General features: G+C 71.8%; 17 protein-coding genes. 11 read left to right on the top strand and 6 right to left on the bottom strand.

What is annotated here, in order from left to right:
• Window positions 1-23 precede the first annotated feature (23 nt).
• The 4 genes from ACULK4_RS04920 to ACULK4_RS04935 all read left to right on the top strand — a co-directional run bounded on the left by ACULK4_RS04920 (window position 24) and on the right by ACULK4_RS04935 (window position 5,288).
• Complete coding sequence (locus ACULK4_RS04920) at window positions 24-1,313, top strand: ABC transporter substrate-binding protein (protein WP_445965768.1); 1,290 nt, start codon at window positions 24-26, stop codon at window positions 1,311-1,313.
• Window positions 1,314-1,433: 120 nt separating this feature from the next.
• A complete protein-coding gene (locus ACULK4_RS04925) occupies window positions 1,434-3,431 on the top strand; it encodes a beta-galactosidase (protein WP_445965767.1) in 1,998 nt (665 codons plus the stop codon).
• 22 nt (window positions 3,432-3,453) lie between these two features.
• Window positions 3,454-4,194 (top strand): ThuA domain-containing protein, encoded by a 741-nt coding sequence (locus tag ACULK4_RS04930; protein ID WP_445965766.1) that lies wholly within the window; start codon window positions 3,454-3,456, stop codon window positions 4,192-4,194.
• Entirely contained in the window at window positions 4,191-5,288 is a 1,098-nt protein-coding gene (locus tag ACULK4_RS04935; RefSeq protein WP_445965765.1) for a glycerate kinase, read from the top strand. The genes ACULK4_RS04930 and ACULK4_RS04935 overlap by 4 nt, the downstream gene beginning before the upstream one ends.
• 49 nt (window positions 5,289-5,337) lie before the next feature.
• Here ACULK4_RS04935 and ACULK4_RS04940 read toward each other — a convergent pair whose 3' ends face one another.
• The 3 genes from ACULK4_RS04940 to xylA all read right to left on the bottom strand — a co-directional run bounded on the left by ACULK4_RS04940 (window position 5,338) and on the right by xylA (window position 9,308).
• Entirely contained in the window at window positions 5,338-6,588 is a 1,251-nt protein-coding gene (locus ACULK4_RS04940) for an endo-1,4-beta-xylanase (RefSeq protein ID WP_445965764.1), read from the bottom strand.
• Window positions 6,585-8,006 (bottom strand): xylulokinase, encoded by a 1,422-nt coding sequence (xylB, locus tag ACULK4_RS04945; protein WP_445965763.1) that lies wholly within the window; start codon window positions 8,004-8,006, stop codon window positions 6,585-6,587. The genes ACULK4_RS04940 and xylB overlap by 4 nt, the downstream gene beginning before the upstream one ends.
• Before the next feature lie 111 nt (window positions 8,007-8,117).
• Window positions 8,118-9,308, bottom strand: coding sequence for a xylose isomerase (gene xylA, locus ACULK4_RS04950; RefSeq protein ID WP_445965762.1), 1,191 nt, complete (start codon window positions 9,306-9,308; stop codon window positions 8,118-8,120).
• Window positions 9,309-9,491: 183 nt separating this feature from the next.
• On the opposite strand from xylA, the gene ACULK4_RS04955 reads away from it, so the two are divergent.
• From ACULK4_RS04955 to ACULK4_RS04980, 6 genes are all read left to right on the top strand, one after another.
• Window positions 9,492-10,514 (top strand): LacI family DNA-binding transcriptional regulator, encoded by a 1,023-nt coding sequence (locus ACULK4_RS04955; protein ID WP_445965761.1) that lies wholly within the window; start codon window positions 9,492-9,494, stop codon window positions 10,512-10,514.
• A 101-nt stretch (window positions 10,515-10,615) separates the two neighbouring features.
• A complete protein-coding gene (locus ACULK4_RS04960) occupies window positions 10,616-11,911 on the top strand; it encodes an ABC transporter substrate-binding protein (protein ID WP_445965760.1) in 1,296 nt (431 codons plus the stop codon).
• A 94-nt stretch (window positions 11,912-12,005) separates the two neighbouring features.
• A complete protein-coding gene (locus tag ACULK4_RS04965) occupies window positions 12,006-13,013 on the top strand; it encodes a carbohydrate ABC transporter permease (protein WP_445965759.1) in 1,008 nt (335 codons plus the stop codon).
• On the top strand, window positions 13,010-13,963 hold the full coding sequence (locus ACULK4_RS04970; protein ID WP_445965758.1) for a carbohydrate ABC transporter permease: 954 nt from the start codon (window positions 13,010-13,012) through the stop codon (window positions 13,961-13,963). Before ACULK4_RS04965 ends, ACULK4_RS04970 begins: the two co-directional genes overlap by 4 nt.
• Window positions 13,963-16,095 (top strand): alpha-xylosidase, encoded by a 2,133-nt coding sequence (gene yicI / locus ACULK4_RS04975; RefSeq protein WP_445965757.1) that lies wholly within the window; start codon window positions 13,963-13,965, stop codon window positions 16,093-16,095. The genes ACULK4_RS04970 and yicI overlap by 1 nt, the downstream gene beginning before the upstream one ends.
• A 48-nt stretch (window positions 16,096-16,143) precedes the next feature.
• Window positions 16,144-17,190: a LacI family DNA-binding transcriptional regulator gene (locus ACULK4_RS04980; RefSeq protein WP_445965756.1), complete on the top strand. Its 1,047-nt coding sequence runs from the start codon at window positions 16,144-16,146 to the stop codon at window positions 17,188-17,190.
• 52 nt (window positions 17,191-17,242) lie between these two features.
• Here ACULK4_RS04980 and ACULK4_RS04985 read toward each other — a convergent pair whose 3' ends face one another.
• The gene (locus ACULK4_RS04985; protein WP_445965755.1) at window positions 17,243-17,638 is read right to left on the bottom strand and encodes a RidA family protein; all 396 of its coding nucleotides are present in this window, start codon (window positions 17,636-17,638) and stop codon (window positions 17,243-17,245) included.
• A gap of 162 nt (window positions 17,639-17,800) precedes the next feature.
• Between ACULK4_RS04985 and ACULK4_RS04990 the strand changes: the two genes are divergently transcribed.
• Complete coding sequence (locus ACULK4_RS04990; protein ID WP_445965754.1) at window positions 17,801-18,595, top strand: alpha/beta fold hydrolase; 795 nt, start codon at window positions 17,801-17,803, stop codon at window positions 18,593-18,595.
• 81 nt (window positions 18,596-18,676) lie between these two features.
• On the opposite strand, the gene ACULK4_RS04995 is transcribed toward ACULK4_RS04990, so the two are convergent.
• Together ACULK4_RS04995 and ACULK4_RS05000 are read right to left on the bottom strand one after the other, a co-directional pair.
• Entirely contained in the window at window positions 18,677-18,958 is a 282-nt protein-coding gene (locus ACULK4_RS04995) for a hypothetical protein (protein ID WP_445965753.1), read from the bottom strand.
• 216 nt (window positions 18,959-19,174) lie between these two features.
• A complete protein-coding gene (locus ACULK4_RS05000; RefSeq protein WP_445965752.1) occupies window positions 19,175-22,588 on the bottom strand; it encodes an endo-1,4-beta-xylanase in 3,414 nt (1,137 codons plus the stop codon).
• Window positions 22,589-22,638 lie beyond the last annotated feature (50 nt).

Consider the following 22,638-nt stretch of genomic DNA (forward strand, 5'->3'; position numbering starts at 1 on the left):
AGACCCCATCACGGAGGACGACGATGTTCACGAGGAACGGCCGACGCAGCCTGCTCGCCGCCGCAGCCCTGACCGGCGCCACGGCCCTCGCCCTGACCGGCTGCTCGAGCGCCGGCAGCGAGGCATCCGGCTACGACCCCGACGAGGAGGTGACGCTGAACTTCACCTGGTGGGGCAACGAGGACCGCGCCGAGCGCTACCAGCAGCTCATCGCGACCTTCGAGGAGGAGCACCCCAACATCACCATCGACGGCACGTTCACCGACTTCCCGTCGTACTGGGAGAAGCGGAAGACCGAAGCCGCGGGCGGCGGCCTGCCCGACGTGTGGCAGTTCTCCGACTCCTACCTGCGCGAGTACGCCGAGCCGGGCCTGCTGCTCGACCTCGACACCGTGTCGGAGTACATCGACTTCGACGCGTTCGAGGACGGCCTGCGCTCGACCGGCCAGCTCGAGGGCACGCAGTACTCGCTGCCGACCGGCTACAGCGCCTGGGCGGTGTTCCTGAACGACGCACTCCTCGCCGACGCGGGTGTCGAGCCCTACGAGGGCGGCACCAGCTACGACGAGTACACCGAGTGGATGGCCGAGGTGACCGAGGCCACCGGCGGCGAGGTCTACGGCGGTACCGACATGACCCAGCGCATCCAGACGTTCGAGAACGTGCTCCGTGCGCAGGGTGAGAACCTCTACACCGAGGACGGCGGGCTCGGCTTCACCGAGGACCAGCTCCGCGACTTCTGGGAGTCCGGCGCCGACGCGCGCGACGGCGTCACGATCCCGCAGCAGCAGCTCGAGGAGATCGCCCCGATCTCGGGCTTCGGCTCGAACCGCACCGCGAGCGAGGCGAGCTGGAGCAACTTCCTCGGCGGCTACCTGGCCGACTCCGGCGCCGAGTCGGTGACCATGGTCGCGCCGCCGACCGACGACCCCGACGGCAAGGACCTCTACCGCCAGGCCGGCCTGCAGATGGCGATCTCGGCCGACACCGAGCACCCGGAGGCGGCCGCGATGTGGCTCGACTTCGTCGTGAACAGCGAGGAGGCCGGCGAGGTCTTCGGCACCACGCTCGGATTCCCGGCCTCGGAGACCAAGCTCGCCGGCACGACCCTCGAGGGCGTCGACGCGCAGGTCGCCGAGTACCTCGACTCGGTCGCCGACCGCATCGGCGACGCCCCGCCGGTGCCGGTCGTCGGATACGGCTCGCTCGAGCAGACCTTCTGGGACCTCGGCAAGTCGATCGGCCTCGGCGCGATCACCGTCGACCAGGCGGTCGAGCAGTTCTTCGCCGAGGCGCAGGTCATCCTGGGCTGACGCCCGGGCCGACAGCGACGGATGCCACGGGCGCCGGCTCCCGCGCGGGGGTCGGCGCCCGCGGCATCCGCTCACCGTCTCGAACACCCGCACCACGCACCGACACACGAGAGGAGCCCCGTGCACTACGGCGCCGACTACAACCCCGAGCAGTGGCCCGAGGAGATCTGGTCCGACGACGTGGCGCGCATGCGCGAGGCCGGCGTCACCATGGTGAGCCTCGGCATCTTCTCGTGGTCGCGGATCCAGCCGCGCGAGGGCGCGTTCGACTTCGGCTGGCTGGACCGCGTGATCGACCTGCTGCACGAGGGCGGCATCGCCGTCGACCTCGCCACCGCGACCGCGTCGCCGCCGCCGTGGGCCACGGCGCAGTACCCCGAGATGCTCCCGCAGGACGAAGCCGGCGCCACGTACTGGCCGGGCAGCCGGCAGCAGTTCGCGCCCTCCTCGCCCGTCTACCGGCGTCTCGCGGGCGAACTCGTCACGGCGCTCGCCGAGCGGTACGCGAACCACCCCGGCGTGGTCATGTGGCACGTGAACAACGAGTACGGCTGCCACCTCGACGCCGACTACTCGGATGCGGCGCGAGACGCGTTCCGCCGGTGGCTCGCCGACCGGTACGGCTCGATCGAGGCGCTCAACGAGGCGTGGGGCACGTACTTCTGGTCGCAGCGCTACCAGTCGTTCGACGAGGTGTTCCCGCCGCGGAAGGCGCCGTACTCGCGCAACCCCGGCCAGGAGCTCGACTTCCGCCGGTTCACGAGCGACATGCTGCTCGAGTGCTACCTCATGGAGCGCGAGCTCATCCGCGCGGCCGGTGCGACCCAACCGATCACGACGAACTTCATGGGTGCGTTCAAGCCCGCGAACTACGCCGAGTGGGCCGAGCACATGGACGTCATCAGCGACGACGCCTATCCCGACCCGAACGACCCCGAGTCGTTCCGGGCGGCGGCGTTCCAGCGCGACCTCGTGCGATCGCTCAAGCCCGAGGTGCCGTGGATCCTCATGGAGCAGTCGACCAACGCGCTGAACTGGCGACCCGCGAACGCGCCGAAGGCCCCCGGTCAGATGGCCGCGCTCTCGGCGCAGGCGATCGGGCGAGGGGCCGACGGCATCCTGTTCTTCCAGTGGCGGCAGTCGCGGGCGGGCTCCGAGAAGTTCCACTCCGCGATGCTGCCGCACGCCGGTACCGAGACCCGCACCTGGCGTGAGGCGGTCGCGCTCGGCGCCGATCTCGCGGCGCTGCCCGAACTGCCCGCCGGGGCGGCGACCCGCGACGCCCGGGTCGCGCTCGTCTTCGACTGGGAGAACTGGTGGGCCGTCGAGGCCTCCGACCACCCGCAGAACTCGCTCGACTACCTCGCGGTGATCCAGCGCTGGTATCGCGCGCTGCACCGCCGGCACGTGCAGGTCGACATCGTGCCCGCCTCGCGCGTGGGCGAAGGGTACGCGCTCGCGATCGCGCCCCTGCTCTACCTGCTGCGTGAGACGGATGCCACGGCGCTCACCTCGTTCGTCGAGGACGGCGGGCACCTGCTCGCCGGGCCGTTCACCGACGTGGTCGACGAGATCGACCGGTTCCGCGACGGCGGGTTCGCGACGCAGCTCGGGCCGCTCTGCGGCATCCGGATCGAGGACTTCGGGGCGCTCGTGGCGCCGTCCGCTCCGGCCGGGGAGCCGGGCGAGCGGGAGGCGACGTTCGCCGGCGACGAGGGGCTCGCCGGAGTCGGCACGCTGCTCGCCGAGGAGGTGCACGTCGTCGCCGACGACACGCGCATCGAGGCGTCCTTCACCGCCGGCCGTCGCACGGGCGATCCGGCGCTCACCGTCCGCGAGACCGGGGCGGGCAGCGCCAGGTACCTCGCGACGATCCCCGACGAGGCCGGCACGCAGGCCGTCGTCGACCGACTCCTCGCGGCGACCGGGGTGGAGCCGGTCGCCGCGGGGCTCCCCGACCACGTGGAGGCCGCCCGGCGCGGACGGCTGCTGACACTCGTCAACCACGGCGGGCCCGCGGCATCCGTCGACGTCTCGGGAACCGACGCGGTCACGGGCGAGCGCGTCGACCGCGTCGAGCTCGCCGCGGTCGACTGGGCCATGGTGCTCACCGACTGAGCGTCGTACGATGCGCCGGACGATGCAGTCGACCGAGGAGGTTCCGATGCGCGCGATGATCCTGAGCGGGGCCGGACGATACGCCGACCCGTGGCACCCGTACCCCGACACCAGCGCGCGTCTCGCGGCGCTCGTCGCCGAGGCCGGGTACGACGTCGAGGTGCGCGAGGACGTGGATGCCGCCCTCGCGACGCTCGGCGACGACCTGACGCTGCTCGTGGTGAACGCGGGCGACCCCGACGGGCCCGACGCGGAGGGCGTCGCGCCGGCCGCCGACGCGGCGTCCCCGGCCGTCGACGAGACCGCGCTCGAGACCGCGATCGATCGCGGACTCGGCATCCTCGCGATGCACTCGGCGGCGTCGAGCCTGCGAGACTACGCCGCCTACCACCGCGCCGTCGGCGGCCGGTGGGAGGACGACGTGTCGTGGCACCCGCCGTTCGGCGAGACGCACGTGCACCTGGTCGGCAACCACGCGATCCGCGAGGGGCTCGCCGACTTCACGGTCGAGGACGAGCGGTACACCGCGCTGCGCCTCCACGACGTGATCGAGCCGATCGCCGAGCACGACGAGGGCGGGTTCCGGCATCCGCTCGCCTGGGCGCGGGAGTTCGGACGTTCGCGACTCGTGTACGACGCGCTCGGGCACGATACGCGCTCGTACGACTCGGCGGAGCACCGTGCGCTCATCGCACGGGCGCTCGACTGGCTGTCGCACGTGCCCGCGCCGACCGCCGGCACCGGCGGCGTGAGCGTGGCATGAACCGCCGCGTCGTCCTCGCACCCGACTCGTTCAAGGGCACCGCGACGGCCGCCGAAGCCGCCGATGCGATCGCGCGGGGCTGGCGGACGGTCGCGCCGGCCGACGAGCTCGTCGCGAAGCCCATGGCCGACGGCGGGGAGGGCACGCTCGACGCGTTCGCCGCCGCGGTGCCGGGCGCGTCGCGCGTGCCGGTGTCGGTGCAGGGTCCCGACGACCGGCCGACGGATGCCGCGTGGCTCGGCCTGCCGGACGGCACCGCCGTCGTCGAACTCGCCCTCACGAGCGGCATCACCCTGCTCGATCGCCTTCGGCCGCTCGACGCGCACACGCTCGGATTCGGGCAGGCGATCGTCGCGGCGCTCGATGCGGGCGCGCGACGTCTGCTGCTCGCCATCGGCGGCAGTTCGTCGACCGACGGCGGGGTGGGTGCGCTCGCGGCGCTCGGCGGGGTGTTCCTCGACGCGCAGCGCCGGCCGGTGCGGCTCGGGGCGCGCGGGCTCGGGACGCTCGCGCGGGCCGACCTGTCCGGGCTCCGGCCCCTGCCGACGGATGGCGCGCTCATCCTGAGCGACGTGACGAACCCGCTGCTCGGGCCGACGGGCGCCGCGGCCGTCTTCGGACCGCAGAAGGGCGCGACCCCCGTGATGGTCGAGGCGATGGACGACAACCTCGCCCGGCTCGTGCGCGCCGTGCCGGGCGGCGACGCGCTCGCCGCGGTGCCCGGGGCGGGCGCGGCCGGCGGCACGGGGTTCGGACTGCTCACCTGGGGCGCGCGCATGGCAGGCGGGTCCGGCGCGGTCGCGGATGCGATCGGGCTGTCGTCGGCGCTCGCGGGCGCCGACCTCGTCGTGACCGGCGAGGGCCGCTTCGACGGGCAGTCGGCGGCGGGCAAGGTGCCGAGCGAGGTCGCTGCGCGCGCCGCCACGGCCGGCGTGCCGGTCGCCCTCGTGGCCGGGGCGATCGACGCGGATGCCTCCGGCTTCGCCGCATCCGCTTCCCTCACCGACCTCGCCGGCGGCGCTGCCGCCGCGATGGCCGAGCCGCTCCGCTGGCTCGAGGCCGCGGGCGCGGCGCTCGCCCGCTCGCTCGCCTGACCGTCCCCGCTCCAACGCCGGCGCCGTGCGTCCGGTCTGAGGGTCCGGGTCAGAGCGTGACGGATACCGCGGCGTCGGCGCCGCGGGCGATCGCGAAGGGTTCCGGCGCGGCATCCGCCGACCCGGCTCGTCGCACTGCGTAATCGCCGGCGAAGCCGCGCACGGCGACGCGCCCCCCGGCATCCGTTCGCACGGTCGTGGGCGGAAGCCACCACTCGCCCTTCACCAGGTCGCGCAGGGCGCGGTACGACGGCTTCGGGCTGCCGTCGGCGCGCAGCAGCCCGATCGGGGCGTTGAGCCACGCGCCCCGGTCGGTGATGCCCCAGTACGTGATCGCCGCGACGGCCGGGTGCCCGACGAGCGCGCGGTAGTGGCGCTCGAGCTCGTCGGCCTGCCGCGCCTCGCCGTCGGGCGTCGAGGGCCACTCGTCGACCTGCCAGTCGTTGAGGTCCTCGATGTGCGGCGGCATGAGGTCGCCCGAGACGAGCGACGTCTCGGTGAAGTGCAGGGGCAGGCCGTACCGGGCGAACCGGTCGGCGATCGCGACGAGCTCCTCCTCGCCGCGGAACCCCTGGTGCATGTGCGTCTGCAGGCCGATCGCGTCGAGCCGGACACCGGCTTCGAGCACGCCCTCGATGAGGCACTCGTAGGCGGTCGACAGGTCGAAGTCGTTCAGCAGCAGCGTCGCGGCGGGGTTCGCGGCGCGGGCCTCGTCGAACGCGAGTCGGATCACGTGGATGCGGCCGCGTGCTCGGGCGAGGGGAGTGATGGCGTTCTCCTCGGCCTCGAACACGGGCATGATCACGACCTCGTTGATCGCGTCCCAGGTGTCGATGAGGCCCGCGAAGCCGGCGGCCTCGCGACGGATGCGGGCGCGCAGCGCCTCCTCGACCTCGTCGACCGGGCGGTCCAGCAGCCAGCGCGGGGCGAGCGTGTGCCAGGCGAGCGGATGCCCCTTCACGGTCACGCCGCGGTCGCGGAACCACTCGGCGCTGCGGCGCAGCTCGTCGGTGCGGGGCCGGCCGGGCTCGGGCTCGAAGTCACGCCAGTAGAACGGGAGCGTGGCGGTGTTGAACACGTCGAGGTAGCGCTCGGCGAGCTCGACGTCGCCGGGTTCGCCGCGGCCGTTCGCCAGGCCGATGAGGTCGAAGCCGATGCTGCCGAACGCGAAGGCGTGCCGGGTCTGCTCGATGGTCACCTCGGCGTCGGCGAGCGGCCCACCGTCGCTGCCAGAGATCGTGAGCGTCGCCGTGCCGAGCCGGTGCTCGGGGCCGCCGCTCGCGCCGGCGACCGTGCTCATGTCGTGCGATCCGTCCCGCCGGCCGCGGCGCGGGCCGCGCGCGCGTACTGCTCGCGGATCACGGGGCGCGTGTCGGGCGCGAGCTCGTCGGCGATCTCGACCAGCCACTCCGGACGCGACCCCGTGAGCACCCACGCCGCCTGGCGCGCGGCGCCGTCGGCCACGTACTCGCCGGGGGCGGGCACGACGACGGGCACGTCGAACACCTGGCCGGCGATCCGCCGCACGGCCGGGTTCTGCGCGGCCCCGCCGATGAGCAGCACGCGCCGCGCCTCGACGCCCTGGGACCGCACGGCGTCGAGCCCGTCCGCGAGCCCGCACAGCAGGCCCTCGACCGCCGCCCGCGCGATCGACGGGCGCGTCGTGTTCGCGAGCGTCAGCCCCGAGAAGGACGCGGTCGCCTCGGGCAGGTTCGGCGTGCGCTCGCCCTCGAAGTACGGCACGAGCACGGCGCCGGATGCCCCGGGCTCTGCCTCGAGCGCGAGCCGCCCGAGTTCCGCGTGGTCGACGCCGAGCAGGCCCGCGGTCGCGTCGAGCACGCGCGCGGCGTTGAGCGTGGCGATGAGCGGCAGGAACCGCCCCGTGGCATCCGCGAACCCGGCGACCGTGCCGGACACGTCGGCGGTGGCGGCATCCGTCACGGCGAAGACCGTGCCGCTCGTGCCGATCGAGACGACCACGTCGCCGGATGCCGCGTCGAGGCCGAGCGCCGCAGCCGCGTTGTCGCCCGCGCCGGGGCCGACGAGGATGCCGTCCGGAGTGTGGCCGGCGGTCTCGCCGGGGCCGAGCACGCGCGGGAGGACCGCGTCGTGTCCGAGCGCCCGGACGAGCAGTTCCCGGTCGTAGCCGTCGGCGCCCCAGTACGCGGTGCCCGACGCGTCCGACCGGTCGGTGGTGAGCTCGTCGAGCACCGGACCGAGCGGTGTCTCGCCCTCCGGCCCGTAGCCGCGGAGGCGCCAGGTCAGCCAGTCGTGGGGGAGGGCGACCGCAGCGACGCGCGCCGCGTTCTCGGGCTCGGCGTCGCGCAGCCAGCGCAGCTTCGTCGCCGTGAACGAGGCGACCGGCACGACGCCCGTGCGGCGCGCGTACTCGTCGGCGCCCACCTCGTCGATCAGGTCGCGCGCGGCCTGCGCCGAGCGGGTGTCGTTCCAGAGCAGCGCGTCGCGGATGACACGGCCCTCGGCGTCGAGCACGACCATGCCGTGCTGCTGCCCGCCGATCGACACGGCCTGGACGCCCTCGAAGCCGCCGGCGTCGGCGAACGCGGTCAGGAGCGCGCCCCACCACGCGGCGGGGTCGACCTCGGTTGCGTCGGGATGCGCGGCGCGGCCGGTGCGCACGAGCGCCCCGGTCGCGGCATCCCGGATCACGACCTTGCACGACTGCGTCGACGAGTCGACGCCGGCGACGAGCGTCACGGTGTCCTCCTGGTGGTGTTCATGCCTCGAGTGTTGCCGTTCGCGGCGAGTGATGCCGCTGGAACGGCAACACTCGGGCCGAACGGCAACACTCGGCGGAGATGGCGGCGGTCAGCGCGCGCCGAGCAGGTGCTCGGTCGCGAGCTGCTGCAGGCGCACGAAGCCGAAGCCCCTGCCGCCGAGGTAGGCACCGGCGTCGAACTCCTCGAACGCGGAGCGGTCGGCGAGCAGGTCGTCGACCGTCTCACCCTCGCCGAGCGTGGGCTGCGCGAGCTCGAAGACGCGGGCGGCCTCGAGCGCCTCCTGCACCTCGGGGTCGGCGCGGAACGACGCGGCACGTTCCTTCAGGAGCAGGTAGGTGCGCATGTTCGCGGCGGCCGAGTCCCAGACGCCGGTCTCGTCCTCGGTACGCGACGGCTTGTAGTCGAAGTGGCGCGGGCCGGTGTAGGCCTGGCCCCCGCCGGGGCCGCCGTTCTCGAGCAGGTCGACGAGCGCGAACGCGTTGTGCAGGTCGCCGTGCCCGAATACGAGGTCCTGGTCGTACTTGATGCCGCGCTGGCCGTTGAGGTCGATGTGGAAGAGCTTGTCGTGGTACAGCGCCTGCGCGATGCCCGCGGCGAAGTTCAGGCCCGCCATCTGCTCGTGACCGACCTCCGGGTTGAGGCCCACGAGCTCGGGGCGCTCGAGCGAGTCGATGAAGGCGAGCGCGTGCCCGACGGTGGGCAGCAGGATGTCGCCGCGCGGCTCGTTCGGCTTCGGCTCGATGGCGAAGCGGATGTCGTAGCCCTTGTCGGTCACGTAGTCGCCGAGCAGGTTGACAGCCTCGCGGTAACGCTCGAGGGCCTGGCGGATGTCCTTCGCGGCGTCGTACTCGGCGCCCTCGCGGCCGCCCCACATCACGAACGTCTTCGCGCCGAGCTCGGCGGCGAGGTCGAGGTTGCGGAGCACCTTGCGCAGCGCGAAGCGGCGCACGGCGCGGTCGTTCGAGGTGAAGCCGCCGTCCTTGAAGACGGGCGTGCTGAACAGGTTGGTCGTGACCATCGGCACGACGAGGCCGGTGTCGGCCAGCGCGCCCTTCAGCCGGTCGATCTGCGTCTGGCGCTCGCTGTCGGAGGAGCCGAACGCGAACAGGTCGTCGTCGTGGAATGTCAGGCCGTAGGCGCCGAGCTCGGCGAGCTTCTCGACCACGTGCACGACGTCGAGCGCGTTCCGGGTCGGGCCTCCGAAGGGGTCGGTGCCGTTGTAGCCGACGGTCCAGAGACCGAAGGAGAACTTGTCGTCACGGGTCGGGGCGCTGGCCATGATCCGCCTCTCAGCGTCGTCGATGATTTGTTGGCGTGTAAAACATAACTGGTCGAGCCGCCGCACGCAAGCGGGCCGAAGGCCATTTGTTCGCAATTGCCACAAAACACTTGCGAAGCGTTTCGACACCGGCGTAGAGTGCCGACCGTTCCAATCGAAACGCTTAGACGACGGAGTCTCGACATGGCGAAGATCCACGAGGTGGCCAAGGCCGCCGGCGTGTCCATCAGCACCGTGTCGTACGCGCTGAGCGGCAAGCGCTCGATCTCCGCCGACACCCGGCGGCGCATCGAGGAGGCGGCGCTCGAGCTCGACTACCGGCCGAACGCCGGTGCCCGCATGCTCGCCGGCCGCCGCACGCAGATCTTCGCGCTCACCGAGCCGTTCCGGGCCGACACGCACGCTCCCGCCCACATGGCGTTCGTGCTCGCGACCTCCATCGCGGCGCGGAAGTACGAGTACGACATCCTGCTCCTCACCGAGGAGGAGGCGTCGGCGGGCATGCGCCGGGTCGCGTCCAGTGGGCTCGCCGACGGCGTCCTCGTACTCGACGTCGCCCCCGACGACGAGCGCGTCGCCCTGGCCCGTCGCATCGCGCTTCCCAGTGTGTTCATCGGCGTGCCCGACGACCACGAGGGGCTCGTGTGCGTCGACCTCGACTTCGAGGCGGCCGCCGCGCTCGCCGTCGATCGGCTCGCGGGCCAGGGGCATCGATCGATCGGATTCGTCGGGCACCCGCCCGTCGCGTACGAGCGTTCCAACTTCCCGCCGCGCGTCCGGCGGGGGCTCGAGCAGCGCGCCGCCGAACTCGGCGTCGACTGCGCAGTCACCCTCCCCGAGGCCGACGGACCGCGCCGCACCCCCGTGCGCGTGGCGGTTCGCGAACTCGTCGAGGGCGGTGCGACCGCCCTCGTGCTGCACTGCGACGACACCAGCCATGCCGTCGCGCTCGACGAGCTCGCGGCGCTCGGCCGCCGCGTGCCCGACGACGTGTCGGTCGTCTCCGTGGGGGCGACCTTCGACACGTCCGCCTTCCACCCGCCGATCGACTCCGTCCCGCTCGTGCCGAGCGCGTCGTGCGAGCTCGCGGTCGAGCTCGCGATGCGCATGGTCGACGGCGGTGAGCCGCCGGCGGGCGTCCACCTGATCGCCCCCGAGTATCGCGAGCACGGCTCGACGGCGCCGCCCCCGAACGCGTCCGCCTGACGCGCACGGACCGCCATGCGGCATCCGTTCGCCGTCAGTCGAAGCGCTTCGACAGATCCACCCGACACCCCACCGCACCACCCACACCAGGAGAGGTAGCAATGAAGCACACCAGAACCCTCGCCACCGTCGCGTCGCTCGCGGCCGCGGCGCTCGTCCTCAGCGGATGCTCCGGCGGCGACGCCGGCGGCGGCGACGACGACACCCTCCGGCTCTGGCACTACGAGGGCGCCGACTCGGCCATGGGCATCGCCTGGGACCGGGCCATCGAGATCTTCGAGGAGGAGACCGGCGCCACGGTCGAGTTCGAGGAGAAGAGCTTCGAGCAGATCCGCTCGACGGCCAGCCAGGTCCTGAACTCCGACGAGGCGCCCGACATCCTCGAGTACAACAAGGGCAACGCGACCGCCGGCCTGCTCTCGAGCGAGGGCCTGCTCACGCCGCTCGACGACGTCGTCGACGAGTACGGCTGGGCCGACCAGCTGGCACCCGCGCTGCAGACGACGGCGAAGTACGACGAGAACGGCATCATGGGCTCGGGCAGCTGGTACGGCGTGCCCAACTACGGCGAGTTCGTGCAGGTCTACTACAACAAGGACGCGTTCGCCGCCGCAGGCCTCGAGGTGCCCACGACCTTCGCCGAGTTCGAGGACGTGCTGCAGGCGTTCGCCGACGAGGGCACCACGCCGCTCGCGACGTCCGCCGCCGAGTACCCGCTCGGCCAGCTCTGGTACCAGCTCGCGCTCACCGAGGCCGACCGCCAGTTCGTGAACGACTACCAGCTCTACGAGAACCCGGTCGACTGGGAGGGCGATGAGATCTCGTACGCGACCGAGACCGTGAAGGACTGGGTCGACGCCGGCTACATCTCCACGGATGCCTCCGGCTTCAAGGCCGAGGACGCCGGCGTGAGCTTCATCAGCGGCGACGCCCCGATCTTCTACTCGGGCAGCTGGTGGTACGGCCGGTTCGCGAACGAGATCACCGACTTCGAGTGGGGCACGTTCCTCTTCCCCGAGGCCGAGCTGTCGCCGGGCTCCGCGGGCAACATGTGGGTCGTGCCCGAGCGCGCGCAGAACAAGGAGCTCGCCTACGAGTTCATCGACATCACCATGCGCCCCGAGATCCAGGCGCTGCTCGGCAACAACGGCGGCGTACCCGTCGCGGCCGACGAGGCCGACATCACCGACGAGAAGTCGCAGGAGCTCATCGCGAACTTCAACGCGCTGAACGACATGGACGGCATCTCGTTCTACCCCGACTGGCCCACGCCGACGTTCTACGACGAGCTCAACGCCGGGCTCCAGGAGCTCGTGAACGGCACGAAGTCCCCGGCCGAGGTGCAGCAGCAGCTCGGCGAGCAGTACCAGGCCGGCGTCGACGACATCGTCGGCTGAGACCCGGATGCCGCGGCGTGTGCGTGCGCCGCGGCATCCGCCCCTCGGGGCCACCGGCCCCACCACCCATGCCGGATCACCGGAAGGACTCACCATGTCAGCCCTCGACACCAGGGCCGCGACGACGATCGAGGCGACGGATGCCGCGGGCGGCCGCCGCCCGGCCCGCCGCCGCTCGCACGGCCCCGAGGAGGGGCTCATCCCCGGTGCCCGCCGCGGCACCTACTGGCTCTACCTCGTCCCCGGCCTCGCGCTGCTCGCCGTCATCGTGGTGGTGCCGCTCTTCTGGAACATCTACCTGACGTTCACTTCGTATCGAGGCATCCGCCCGCCCGAGTGGATCGGCCTCGAGAACTGGGTCGAGCTCATGGGCGACCGGGTGTTCTGGACGAGCTTCGGGAACTCGATCGCGATGATCCTCGCGATGGTGATCGTGCCGACGCTGCTCGGCCTGCTGCTCGCCGCGATGCTGTTCGACCTCATCGGGCGCAAGTTCGGCGGGAGGCTCGCGAGCTTCCTGCGGGCCACGTACTACCTGCCGCAGATCCTTCCCGCGGTGATCGCGGCGATCGTGATCGGCTGGATCCTCCGCCCGCAGAACGGCGCGCTCAACCAGGTCCTCGAGGGCATCGGACTCGGCGACCTGACCCGCAACTGGCTCGGCAGCCCCGACACCGCCCTGCCGAGCCTCATGGTCATCATGATCTGGGTGCAGCTCGGCTATCCCATCGTGATCTTCATGGCGGCCCTGCAGCGGGTCGACCCCGAGCTGTACGAGGCCGCCGAGCTCGACGGGGCGAACTGGATCCAGCGGTTCCGGGCGATCACGGTCGGCATGATCCGGCCGGAGATCTTCGTCGTCACGCTCACGTGCACGATCGCCGCGCTCAAGGTGTTCGGCCCGGTCTACGCCCTCACCGGCGGCGGACCCGGCACGTCGACCATCGTGCCCGCGTACTACGCGTACAGCGAGTTCTTCCAGTCGCAGCAGGTCGGCTACGGCGCGACCATCGCGACCGCGCTCACGGTCGTGATCGCCGCGGTCAGCGTGCTGTTCATCCTGGCCCAGCACCGCATGGAGCGGAAGGAGGAGGGGCGATGACCGCCATCGTCGAGGAGCTCGACCCGGACCGCCGGGACGTCGAGCTGCCCACGGACGACGCGCCCGCGCGTCGCCCGCGCCGCGACATCCGCGGCACCGGCCGTTCGCGCCGTCCCAGCGGCTACGCCAAGCGCACCCCGGGCGACTGGGTCGTGCTCGTCGTCGCGATCGTGCTCGGCTTCTTCATCGCCGTGCCGTTCCTGCTGATCCTGATCAACTCGTTCAAGTCGCCGACCGACTACAACACGTCGGGTCCGCTGACGCTGCCGACCGAGTTCTACTTCGACGGCATCGTGGCGTTCTGGGAGCGCGTGGACTTCCCCGAGAAGCTGTGGAACAGCGTGTTCATCTCCGGGCTCGTCGCGGTGTTCGCGGTGCTCATCTCGATGTTCAACGCGTTCGCGCTCGGCATCGGCCGGGTGAAGGGGCGGCTGTGGATCGTCGTCGTGATCCTGCTGGCGAACATGCTGCCGCAGGAGGTGCTGCTCTACCCGCTGTACTTCATGTTCAAGCAGGTCGGCCTGTACGACAGCCAGTGGGCGGTCATCATCATCTTCACCGTCATCCAGTCGGCCTTCGGCACGTACCTGCTCGCGTCGGTCTACTCGACGTTCCCGAGAGAGCTGCTCGAGGCCGCCTCGCTCGACGGCGCGTCGCGATGGCAGATCCTGTGGCGCGTGGTGTTCCCGATCTCGCGGCCGACGCTGTCGGTGCTGCTGATCTTCTTCTTCATCTGGACGTGGAACGAGTTCCTCATCCCGCTGACGTTCCTCGTGTCGAACGCGACCCAGACGGTGCCCGTGGCGATCACGGTGCTGCAGGGCGACCGGCTGATGGACGTCACCACCACGAGCGCGTCGGCCCTGCTCGGCCTCATCCCGACGCTCGTCTTCTTCCTCATCTTCCAGCGCACCCTCACCAGGGGCATCACGGCAGGAGCAGTCAAGTAATGAAGTTCACCGACGGGTTCTGGCACGCACGGCCGGGTGTCGAGGCGCTGTACGCACAGGAGGCGCGCGACATCGCGGTCGAGGGCGACGAGCTCGTGGCGTGGGCGCCGACGCGCGTCATCGCGAGTCGCGGCGACACGCTGAACCGGCCCATGCTCACGGTCTCGCTCGCGAGCCCGGCCGAGGGCGTCATCCGGGTGCGGATCGAGCACCACTGCGGCACGCCGCGCGACGTGGGCTTCGAGCTCGAGACGGATGCCGCGTACGCCGCGGGTCTCTCGGTGGACGACGAGGGCGGGGTCGTCGACGCCGGCTCGCTGCGCGCGCGCATCCGCCGCGGCGCCCCGTGGGAGCTGACCTTCGAGGACGCCTCCGGCGGCCCGCTCACCGCGAGCGGCCACAAGTCCGTCGGGTACATGAAGCTGGCGCCGGGCGCGCCGGTCGCCGCGGAGCCCACGGGCGTCACCGGCATCACCGAGACCGGGCTCGCCCCGGCATCCGCGTACCTGCACACCCAGCTCGCGCTGGGCGTGGGCGAGCTCGTCTACGGGCTCGGCGAGCGCTTCGGCCCGCTCGTGAAGAACGGCCAGACGGTCGACATCTGGAACGCCGACGGCGGCACGTCGAGCGAGCAGTCGTACAAGAACGTGCCGTTCTACCTGACGAACCGCGGCTACGGCGTGCTCGTGAACCACGCCGGGCACGTGTCGTTCGAGGTGGGGTCGGAGGCCGTCGAGCAGGTGCAGTTCTCGGTCGCGGGGGAGTGCCTGGAGTACGTCGTGATCGCAGGTCCCACGCCCGCCGAGGTGCTCGACCGGTACACGCGCCTCACGGGCCGGCCGGCTCGCGTGCCCGACTGGTCGTACGGCCTGTGGCTGTCGACGAGCTTCACGACCGACTACGACGAGGCGACGGTGAACGCCTTCATCGACGGGATGTCGGAGCGCGACATCCCGCTCGAGGTGTTCCACTTCGACTGCTTCTGGATGCGCGAGTTCCACTGGACCGACTTCCAGTGGGACCCGGCGGTGTTCCCCGATCCCGAGGGCATGCTCGCGCGGCTGCACGACCGCGGGCTGCGGGTGAGTGCGTGGCTGAACCCGTACATCGCGCAGCGTTCGCAGCTGTTCCGCGAGGGGCTCGAGCGCGGGTACCTCGTACGGCGGGCGGATGGCTCGGTGTGGCAGTGGGACCTCTGGCAGGCGGGCATGGCGCTCGTCGACTTCACGAACCCGGATGCCACGCACTGGTTCCAGGAGCACCTTCGCGGCCTCGTCGCGCAGGGCGTCGACGCGATCAAGACGGACTTCGGCGAGCGGATCCCGATCGACGTGGTCTGGCACGACGGCAGCGACCCCGAGGCGATGCACCACCGGTACACGCAGCTCTACAACCGCGCGGTGTTCGAGGTGCTCGAGGAGTCGCGAGGGGTCGGTGAGGCCGTGCTGTTCGCCCGGTCGGCGACCGCGGGCGGCCAGTCGATGCCCGTGCATTGGGGCGGCGACAACTCCTCGACGTTCACGTCGATGGCCGAGAGCCTGCGCGGCGGGCTGTCGCTCGCGATGAGCGGCTTCGGCTACTGGAGCCACGACATCGGCGGCTTCGAGGGCGATCCCGACCCGGCGGTGTTCAAGCGCTGGCTCGCGTTCGGGCTGCTGTCGAGCCACTCTCGCCTGCACGGCTCGACGAGCTACCGCGTGCCGTGGGCGTTCGACACGGGCGACGAGGCGCCGGGGCAGTCGGCGGTCGAGGTCGCGCGCACCTTCGCGAAGCTGAAGGCGTCGCTGCGGCCGTACCTCGTGGCCGCGGGGGAGGAGGCGCACCGCACCGGCACGCCCGTGATGCGGCCCATGCAGCTCGCGTTCCCCGGCGACCCTGCGGTCGCGCACCTCGACCGGCAGTACCTGCTCGGGCCCGACCTGCTCGTCGCGCCCGTGTTCTCGGCGTCGGGCGAGGTGGAGTACTACCTCCCGTCGGGCACGTGGACGAACTGGTTCACGCGCGAGACCGTCGAGGGAGGCGTCTGGCGCCGCGAACTTCACGGGTTCGACACGGTTCCCCTGTGGATCCGAGGCGGTGCAGTGATTCCGGTCGTCGGACCTGGCGGCGAGCGCTCGGAGATCCGCGGCTGACACGCCCGGCATCGGCTGATCGCAAGTTTCGACGCTAGACTTCGAAACATGTCAACGGATGCCGCGACGGAGCGCGTCACGCTCGCCGAGATCGCCGACGAGGCCGGCGTCTCGCTGTCGACGATCTCGAAGGTGCTGAACGGGCGAGCGGATGTCGCGGCCGCGACCCGCGCACGCGTCGAGCAGGTGATGGCCGAGCGCGGGTATCGGCGGCGCGGCGGCGGACGTTCCGAGTCGCGCGCCGAGCTCATCGAGCTCGTCTTCCACGAGCTCGACCCGATCTGGTCGATGGAGGTCATCGACGGCGTCGAGTCGGTCGCGAAGCAGCACGGCCTCAGCGTGGTGCTCACGGTGAGCGGCACCCGGCACTCGCCCGACCCCGACTGGATCGAGGGCGTCATGCGCCGCCGGCCCGTCGGCATCGTGCTCGTGTTCAGCGACCTCGCGCCGGAGTACCGCGAGCGCCTGCACGCGCGCGCCATCCCGTTCGTGATCGTGGACCCCGCCGGGGACCCGTCTCCGGACGCGCCGTCCGTCGGCTCGGCGAACTGGTCGGGCGGACTCGCCGCGACGCGGCACCTGATCGAGTTCGGGCACCGGCGCATCGCGGCGATCACCGGCCCGGAGGACATGATGTGCTCGCTCGCGCGCATCGACGGCTACCGGTCGGCGATGAACTCGGCCGGGCTGCCGATCGACGAGTCGTGGATCCGCTTCGGGGACTTCCACGTCTCGGGCGGTCGCGATCGCGCGCGCACGCTGCTCGACGCGCCCGAGCGGCCCACCGCGATCTTCGCCGGCAGCGACATGCAGGCGCTCGGGGTGCTGGAGGCTGCGCGCGAGCGCGGCATCCGGGTGCCGGAGGATCTCTCGGTCGTCGGGTACGACGACATCCCGCTCGCGCGCTGGCTGACGCCGAAGCTCACGACCGTGCACCAGCCGCTGCGTCGCATGGGCGAGGAGGCGGCGCGCCTCGCCATCCGCCTGGCGGACGAGCCGCTCGAGTCGGGCGCCCCGACGCCGCGCATGGACCTCGCGACGAGCCTCGTCGTGCGCGAGAGCACTGCGCCGCCGCCGGAGGCGGTCGTGCGCTGAGGCGATGGGGCGCTCTCGAGAGCTCGTTCGTCGCGCGCGGTCGCGCAACTCGTCAGGCGCCCACCGACGGGATCGACGCGACCGCCTCGACCTCGACGAGCGCGCCCGGGCGGGCCGGCGGGACGGCCAGGACCGTGACCGCGGTGCGGTAGGGCCACACCGCGGCGCTGGCGGCATACGCCTCATCGGGGTCGACGTCGGGATCGAGGTGGATCGTCAGCTTCGCGACGTGCTCGGGACCGCTGCCCGCCGCAGCGAGCACCGCGAGGACGTTGCGCAGTGCCTGCTCGGTCTGGGCGCCCAGGCCGTCGAGCAGTCGCCCCGCGGCATCCACCCCGTTCTGGCCGCCGACGAAGACGAGCGGGCCGGGCGGTGTGATCATGCCCTGCGCGAAGGCCGGGCTGCGGTGCAGTCCCTCCGGATCGATGGGCGTCACGTGCTCGATCATCTCGAGGCTCCTTTCCTGACACCCCAGAGTGTGCTCCTGCCCGCCGACACGCCGCGACCCGGCGCCGCGCTCCGAGCCGAGCCCCTGGCCTCGACGACGACCGTTCGGGTGTCGACCGGTGCGTTTCGCCGTATCGTTGGGGCTCACAGGTGAGGGGTGCCCATGGGTGGCGAACCCGCGATCGTCGAGCGAGTCGTGACCGTCGACGGTGCGTTCTTCCGGATCCTGTCGGGGCCGCGACCCGCATCGCAGACCGGTCCGGCCTTCGTCCTGATCCACGGGATCGGGACGTCCCACCGGTACCTGGCGAGACTGCATCGCGAGCTCGCACGCACCGATCAGGTCCACTCGATCGACCTCCCCGGATTCGGGGGCATGCCGAAACCGGATGCCGCGATGGATGTCAGCGACATGGCGGCGGCTCTCGCGAGTGTGCTCGATCACCTCGGCCTCGCGTCGGCGGTCCTGGTGGGTCACTCCATGGGAGCGCAGTGGGTCGTCGAGCTCGCGGCGACGCGGCCCGATCTCGCCGCCGGGATCGTGCTCATCGGGCCGGTCGCGGACGACGCCCGCCGCACCACGCTCGCGCAGTCGGCCGCGCTCTTCCGGGACGCGCTGCGGGAGCCGTTCGGCGCGAACGTGGTGGTGTTCGCCGACTACGCCCGATGCGGGCCGGTGTGGTTCGCGAAGCAGCTGCGCTGCATGATCACCTATCCGATCGAGGAGCGGGTCGGGGCGATCTCGGCTCCGCTCCTCGTCATCAGGGGAGGGAACGACCCGATCGCCGGCACGGAATGGTGCCGCAGGCTGCGATCGGCCGCGCCGCACGGTTCGTTCGTCGTGGTCCCCGGGAACCGGCACGTCGTGCAGTACGGCGCGGCTCCGGCGGTGGCCGCCGCCATCCGCGCGTTCATCGCGCGCGAACCGGCCTTCCGCGCCGCCGAGCGACTCGGGTGAGACGAGAACGAGGGCCCCTGCATCGCAGAGGCCCTCGTGGTACCGGCGGACAGGTCATCGACCCGTCCGGCTCGGCTCAGCTCAGTGGCGGTCGTCGCGCGCGTCGCGATCGTAGGCCTCGCGGCTGCCGGCCTTCGCCAGGCCGCGGCTGACCATGTAACCGATCGTCAGCAGGGTGGCGAAGAACCACACCTGCTCGGCACCGAAGCCCTGGCCGTCTTCGTTGCTGTCCACGACCGCGGAGGCGATGAACATGCCGACGAGGACGACGACGTAGGCGATGAACTCGGTGGTCTTGAAGGCCGCCTTGGTCTCGGTGGTGAGGCGGTCGACGCCGTTGCGGGTGTTGGTAGTGGTGCTCATGTGGTACGTCACGTTTCTGTTCAGTGGTGCTCGTCAGTGCGAAGTGCACCGTCAGCGATGTAAGCAGTACGCGGCAACAATCGACGAATGCGCGGTACCCCCTTGCTTTCGGAGGCGAGCAACGGGAGAGATCCTCACTCCGGTCCCGGAACGGGCAACCGGGGCGGCCGATCGCTCCACACGATCGACCGCCCCGCTCCTCGGCCGGGGCGCGCGTCAGGGGAGGGGACGTCCCGCCGCCGCCGAGACCGTGACCGGCGCGGAGGCCGCGACACCGGGCTCGAGCTCACCGGAGCTCGCCGTGACGAGCACCGTCAACTCGGCACCGCGGTCGAGACCGGTCACCCGGTACGACGCGTTCGTCGCCCCCGGGATGTCGGCGCCGTCGCGCTGCCACTGGTACGACACCGACGCCGTCGACGGGTCCCACTCGCCGGCGTCCGCCGTGAGGACGCGACCCGCGAGCGGCTGCCCCTGGATCGACGGTGCGACGACGTTCTCGACGGCGGTCGGCGCGGCCGGGCCGACGAACTCGCCGACGCCCCAGCGGGCGGTGGACTGGTAGCCCGCGCCCGTCGGGTCCGCCCAGTTCCGGATGGCCGTGCGCTGCCCGCCTGCGGCGTCGTTCACCTGGAAGTCCAGCCCGTGGAACGTCCCGAGGCCCGCCGCATCGCCGAGGTCGACCGAGAGCTCGACCAGGTAGCCGCCGTCGACGAGGGCGGTGGCGCTCTGCACGCGCGCCCGCTGGAACGCCTCGTCGCCCGTGCCGAACGACACCGCGTTCGCCGCGCTCACGCGGATCTGCGTGTCGTCGTAGCGGTAGGAGCCGTTCTTCGCATTGCCCGGGTCGACGTAGACCTCGATCGAGTCCTGGATCCACGGGTCGGAACCCGACACGTCGACCACGGGGTCGGCGACCTCGGCGAGCACGTACAGCGTGTCGCCCGACCAGACGGTGCGGATGTCGGCGACCGCGCCACCGTCGCCGAGCACCGACTTCTCGGTGCGCACGACGTTCGCATCCTCCCACGCGTCGTCGATCGCGCCGTCCACGGCGGGCGCCGCGTCGGCCGCGACGACCTCGAGGAAGGAGAGCGGCTCGACGAGCGTGAGCGTGCCGAGCACACCCGGCGCGTTCCACCCGACCGACGAGCCCGAGGCATCCGTCACCCGCAGGTCGAAGTCGAGGGTGTCACCCTCCGCGGCATCCGTCAGCGGCAGGTGCGCGACGACGTCGTACCCGCCGTCGCGCTCGGTCGCGACCGCGGAGACGGAACCCGAACCGTCGCGGCCGACGGTCGCCACCGTCTCGCCGAGCCGGAGCTCGACCGCGTCCGCGGCATCCGTGGTCGCGTCGTCGACGCTCGCGAAGACCGTCAGGTGGTCGGCCGCCCAGCGCAGCTGGAACTCCGCAACGCCCTCGACCGCGTGACGCGGCAGCCGGCTCCACTCGGGCGACGCCGTCGCGCCGTCGGTGATTGCCACGTCGCCCGCGAACACGTTCGCGGTGCGCTGCGGCGCCGGCAGATCGCCGTCGACCGCGCCGTAGTAGGCGGGCTTGGCCTTCAGCGCGTCGTCGAAGATGAGCGGTGCGCCCGAGCTCGCGCGCCAGCTGCGCCCATCGGTGAGGCCCCAGACGGTGACCGAGAACAGCTTGCCCGCGTGCTCCCGGAACACCCGGAACGCGTCGCGGTAGTAGTACCCCTGATCGACGAGCCTCGCCTGCGTCACCGGGGTGCCCGTGGTGACGTCGAGCTCGGTGACGGCCTGCGTGACCGGAAGGTCCTCGAAGGCGACGATCGCCTGCTCGAGCGCCGAGACCGGCATGGCGAGGCTCACGTGGAACTGGTGCCCCACGCCGTCGACCGGCACGCCGCGCGCGAGCAGCCGCTCGACGAGCGCCCGGTAGCGCACCTGCTTGCCGCCCTGTTCGGTGTTGTAGTCGTTGATGAAGAGCGCGACCGGCCGCTCCGCGCCATCCGCCGCGTACACGTCGTTGAACGCCTCGTCGGCGTACGCGAACGAGAGGTCGATGAACTCCTCGCCGAGGATGCGGTACCACTCGCTCCGGCGCAGGCCGTCGGCGAACTCGCTGCCGTCGGAGACGACTTCGTTCACCACGTCGAACGCCGTCAGCGGGTTCGTGTCCGACCCGAACGGACCGTGCCTCGTCGCCAGGTACTCGGCCACGTCGAAGACGTGCGCGCGAAGTCGGTCGCGGAGCACGGCCCTGCCGGCATCGTCGGCCGCGAGCGGCTGGCCCGCGTCGTCCTGGAAGAACCAGGCGGGCGTCTGGCTGTGCCACACGAGCACGTGGCCGTAGAGCCCGAGGTCGTTCGCTGCCGCGAAGTCCGTGACCGCATCGGCCTCGACGTTCGCCGCGACGAAGTCGCCGTTCGCGTCGTACCAGGCCTCGGGCTTCATGAAGTTCTCGGCCGTCACCTGGTCGAAGTGCCGCAGCAGCAGCTCGGATGCCGCACCCGCGGTCTCCCGACTGTCGATCGCGACGCCCATCGGGAAGTCGACGGTCTCCGTGATGCCCGTGAGGTCCTCGATGACGGGTGCCTCGGGCACGCGCACCACGACGTCGTCGACGTACAGGTCGCTCGTGTTGCCGACGGCGCCGTTGTCCCAGCGGGTCTCGAAGTACAGCAGCGAGGCGTCGGCGTCGGAGCCCTGGAAGGTCGCCGTGACCTCGGTCCATCCGCTGTTCGTGACGGTGTCGAACTGCGCGAGCGTCGCGAAGGCGGTCGTGCCGCCGGTCGTGTTCGCGCGGCTCAGCCAGACGTCGTCGACGGGCTGGCCGTCGCCGAAGCGCACCCAGGCGGTGAGTTCGTAGGTGACGGATGCCGCGAGCAGCCCGGTCACGTCACGGCCGAGGCCGTCGCCCTGGCTCGTGCGGTTCGTCACGACCGCAGACTGCGCGCCGGCGTGCGCCTGCGCCGTCGACAGCTCGACCGTCGCGGTCGTCTCACCACTTCCGCCGCGCAGGCCCCAGCCGTCGAGGTCCTCCTCGAAGTCGCTGTCGATCACGACCTCGCCGCTCGGCGGCGGCGCCGTGCCGCCGTCCTCCGTCGTGATGACGAGGTCGTCGACGAGGAACGACGGGTGCCGGTCCCCGATCGGCGCCGCCTCGATGTAGAGGCTCGCGCTCGCGAGCCCGTCCGGGAACACGTAGCTGCCGCCGATCTCGACCCACCCATCGGCCGTCGCGTCCACGGCGCCGCCGATCCACGTGTACGTGTTCGAACCGCCGGCGGCGGGCGTCTGCTCCGCGGTGAAGTGGACGCCGCTCGTGCCGGTCTCGCCCTCGGGCAGCTTCACCCACGCCGAGAAGTCGTACGTCGCCCCGGCCTGCAGGCCGAGGGCCGCGGCGCTCGCCGAAACCCCCTGCCAGTCGCCGGTGCGGCCGGTCACGGCGAGGCTGTGCGTGCCGCCGTGCGCTTCCGCGTCGGTGACCGTCAAGGTCACGCCGCCGCGTGGACCCCATGGTCCGGTGGCGCCGTCCTCGAAGTCGGCCGCGCTCACGATGACGGGCTCGGCGCTCGCCGAGGTGGCGAGGCCGAGCGTCGCCAGCACGGCCGTGGCCGTGGCGAGGGCGAGGGTTCCCAGTGTCCTTCGTCGTTGCATTGCTGCGCTCCTTTGCGCGGTCGGTGGTGCGGTGACGGTGGTGCGGGGTC

The organism is Agromyces selenitireducens, from assembly GCF_052748465.2.

What these genes read in the sequence shown, in the direction of transcription:
- ACULK4_RS04955 (WP_445965761.1), top strand. Translation starts at nt 9,492, where the DNA reads ATGGCGAAGATCCACGAGGTGGCCAAGGCCGCCGGCGTGTCCATCAGC.
- ACULK4_RS04920 (WP_445965768.1), top strand. Translation starts at nt 24, where the DNA reads ATGTTCACGAGGAACGGCCGACGCAGCCTGCTCGCCGCCGCAGCCCTG.
- ACULK4_RS04965 (WP_445965759.1), top strand. Translation starts at nt 12,006, where the DNA reads ATGTCAGCCCTCGACACCAGGGCCGCGACGACGATCGAGGCGACGGAT.
- ACULK4_RS04970 (WP_445965758.1), top strand. Translation starts at nt 13,010, where the DNA reads ATGACCGCCATCGTCGAGGAGCTCGACCCGGACCGCCGGGACGTCGAG.
- ACULK4_RS04980 (WP_445965756.1), top strand. Translation starts at nt 16,144, where the DNA reads ATGTCAACGGATGCCGCGACGGAGCGCGTCACGCTCGCCGAGATCGCC.
- yicI (WP_445965757.1), top strand. Translation starts at nt 13,963, where the DNA reads ATGAAGTTCACCGACGGGTTCTGGCACGCACGGCCGGGTGTCGAGGCG.
- ACULK4_RS04930 (WP_445965766.1), top strand. Translation starts at nt 3,454, where the DNA reads ATGCAGTCGACCGAGGAGGTTCCGATGCGCGCGATGATCCTGAGCGGG.
- ACULK4_RS04940 (WP_445965764.1), bottom strand. Translation starts at nt 6,588, where the DNA reads ATGAGCACGGTCGCCGGCGCGAGCGGCGGCCCCGAGCACCGGCTCGGC.
- xylA (WP_445965762.1), bottom strand. Translation starts at nt 9,308, where the DNA reads ATGGCCAGCGCCCCGACCCGTGACGACAAGTTCTCCTTCGGTCTCTGG.
- ACULK4_RS04985 (WP_445965755.1), bottom strand. Translation starts at nt 17,638, where the DNA reads ATGATCGAGCACGTGACGCCCATCGATCCGGAGGGACTGCACCGCAGC.
- ACULK4_RS04995 (WP_445965753.1), bottom strand. Translation starts at nt 18,958, where the DNA reads ATGAGCACCACTACCAACACCCGCAACGGCGTCGACCGCCTCACCACC.
- ACULK4_RS04990 (WP_445965754.1), top strand. Translation starts at nt 17,801, where the DNA reads ATGGGTGGCGAACCCGCGATCGTCGAGCGAGTCGTGACCGTCGACGGT.
- ACULK4_RS05000 (WP_445965752.1), bottom strand. Translation starts at nt 22,588, where the DNA reads ATGCAACGACGAAGGACACTGGGAACCCTCGCCCTCGCCACGGCCACG.
- ACULK4_RS04960 (WP_445965760.1), top strand. Translation starts at nt 10,616, where the DNA reads ATGAAGCACACCAGAACCCTCGCCACCGTCGCGTCGCTCGCGGCCGCG.
- ACULK4_RS04935 (WP_445965765.1), top strand. Translation starts at nt 4,191, where the DNA reads ATGAACCGCCGCGTCGTCCTCGCACCCGACTCGTTCAAGGGCACCGCG.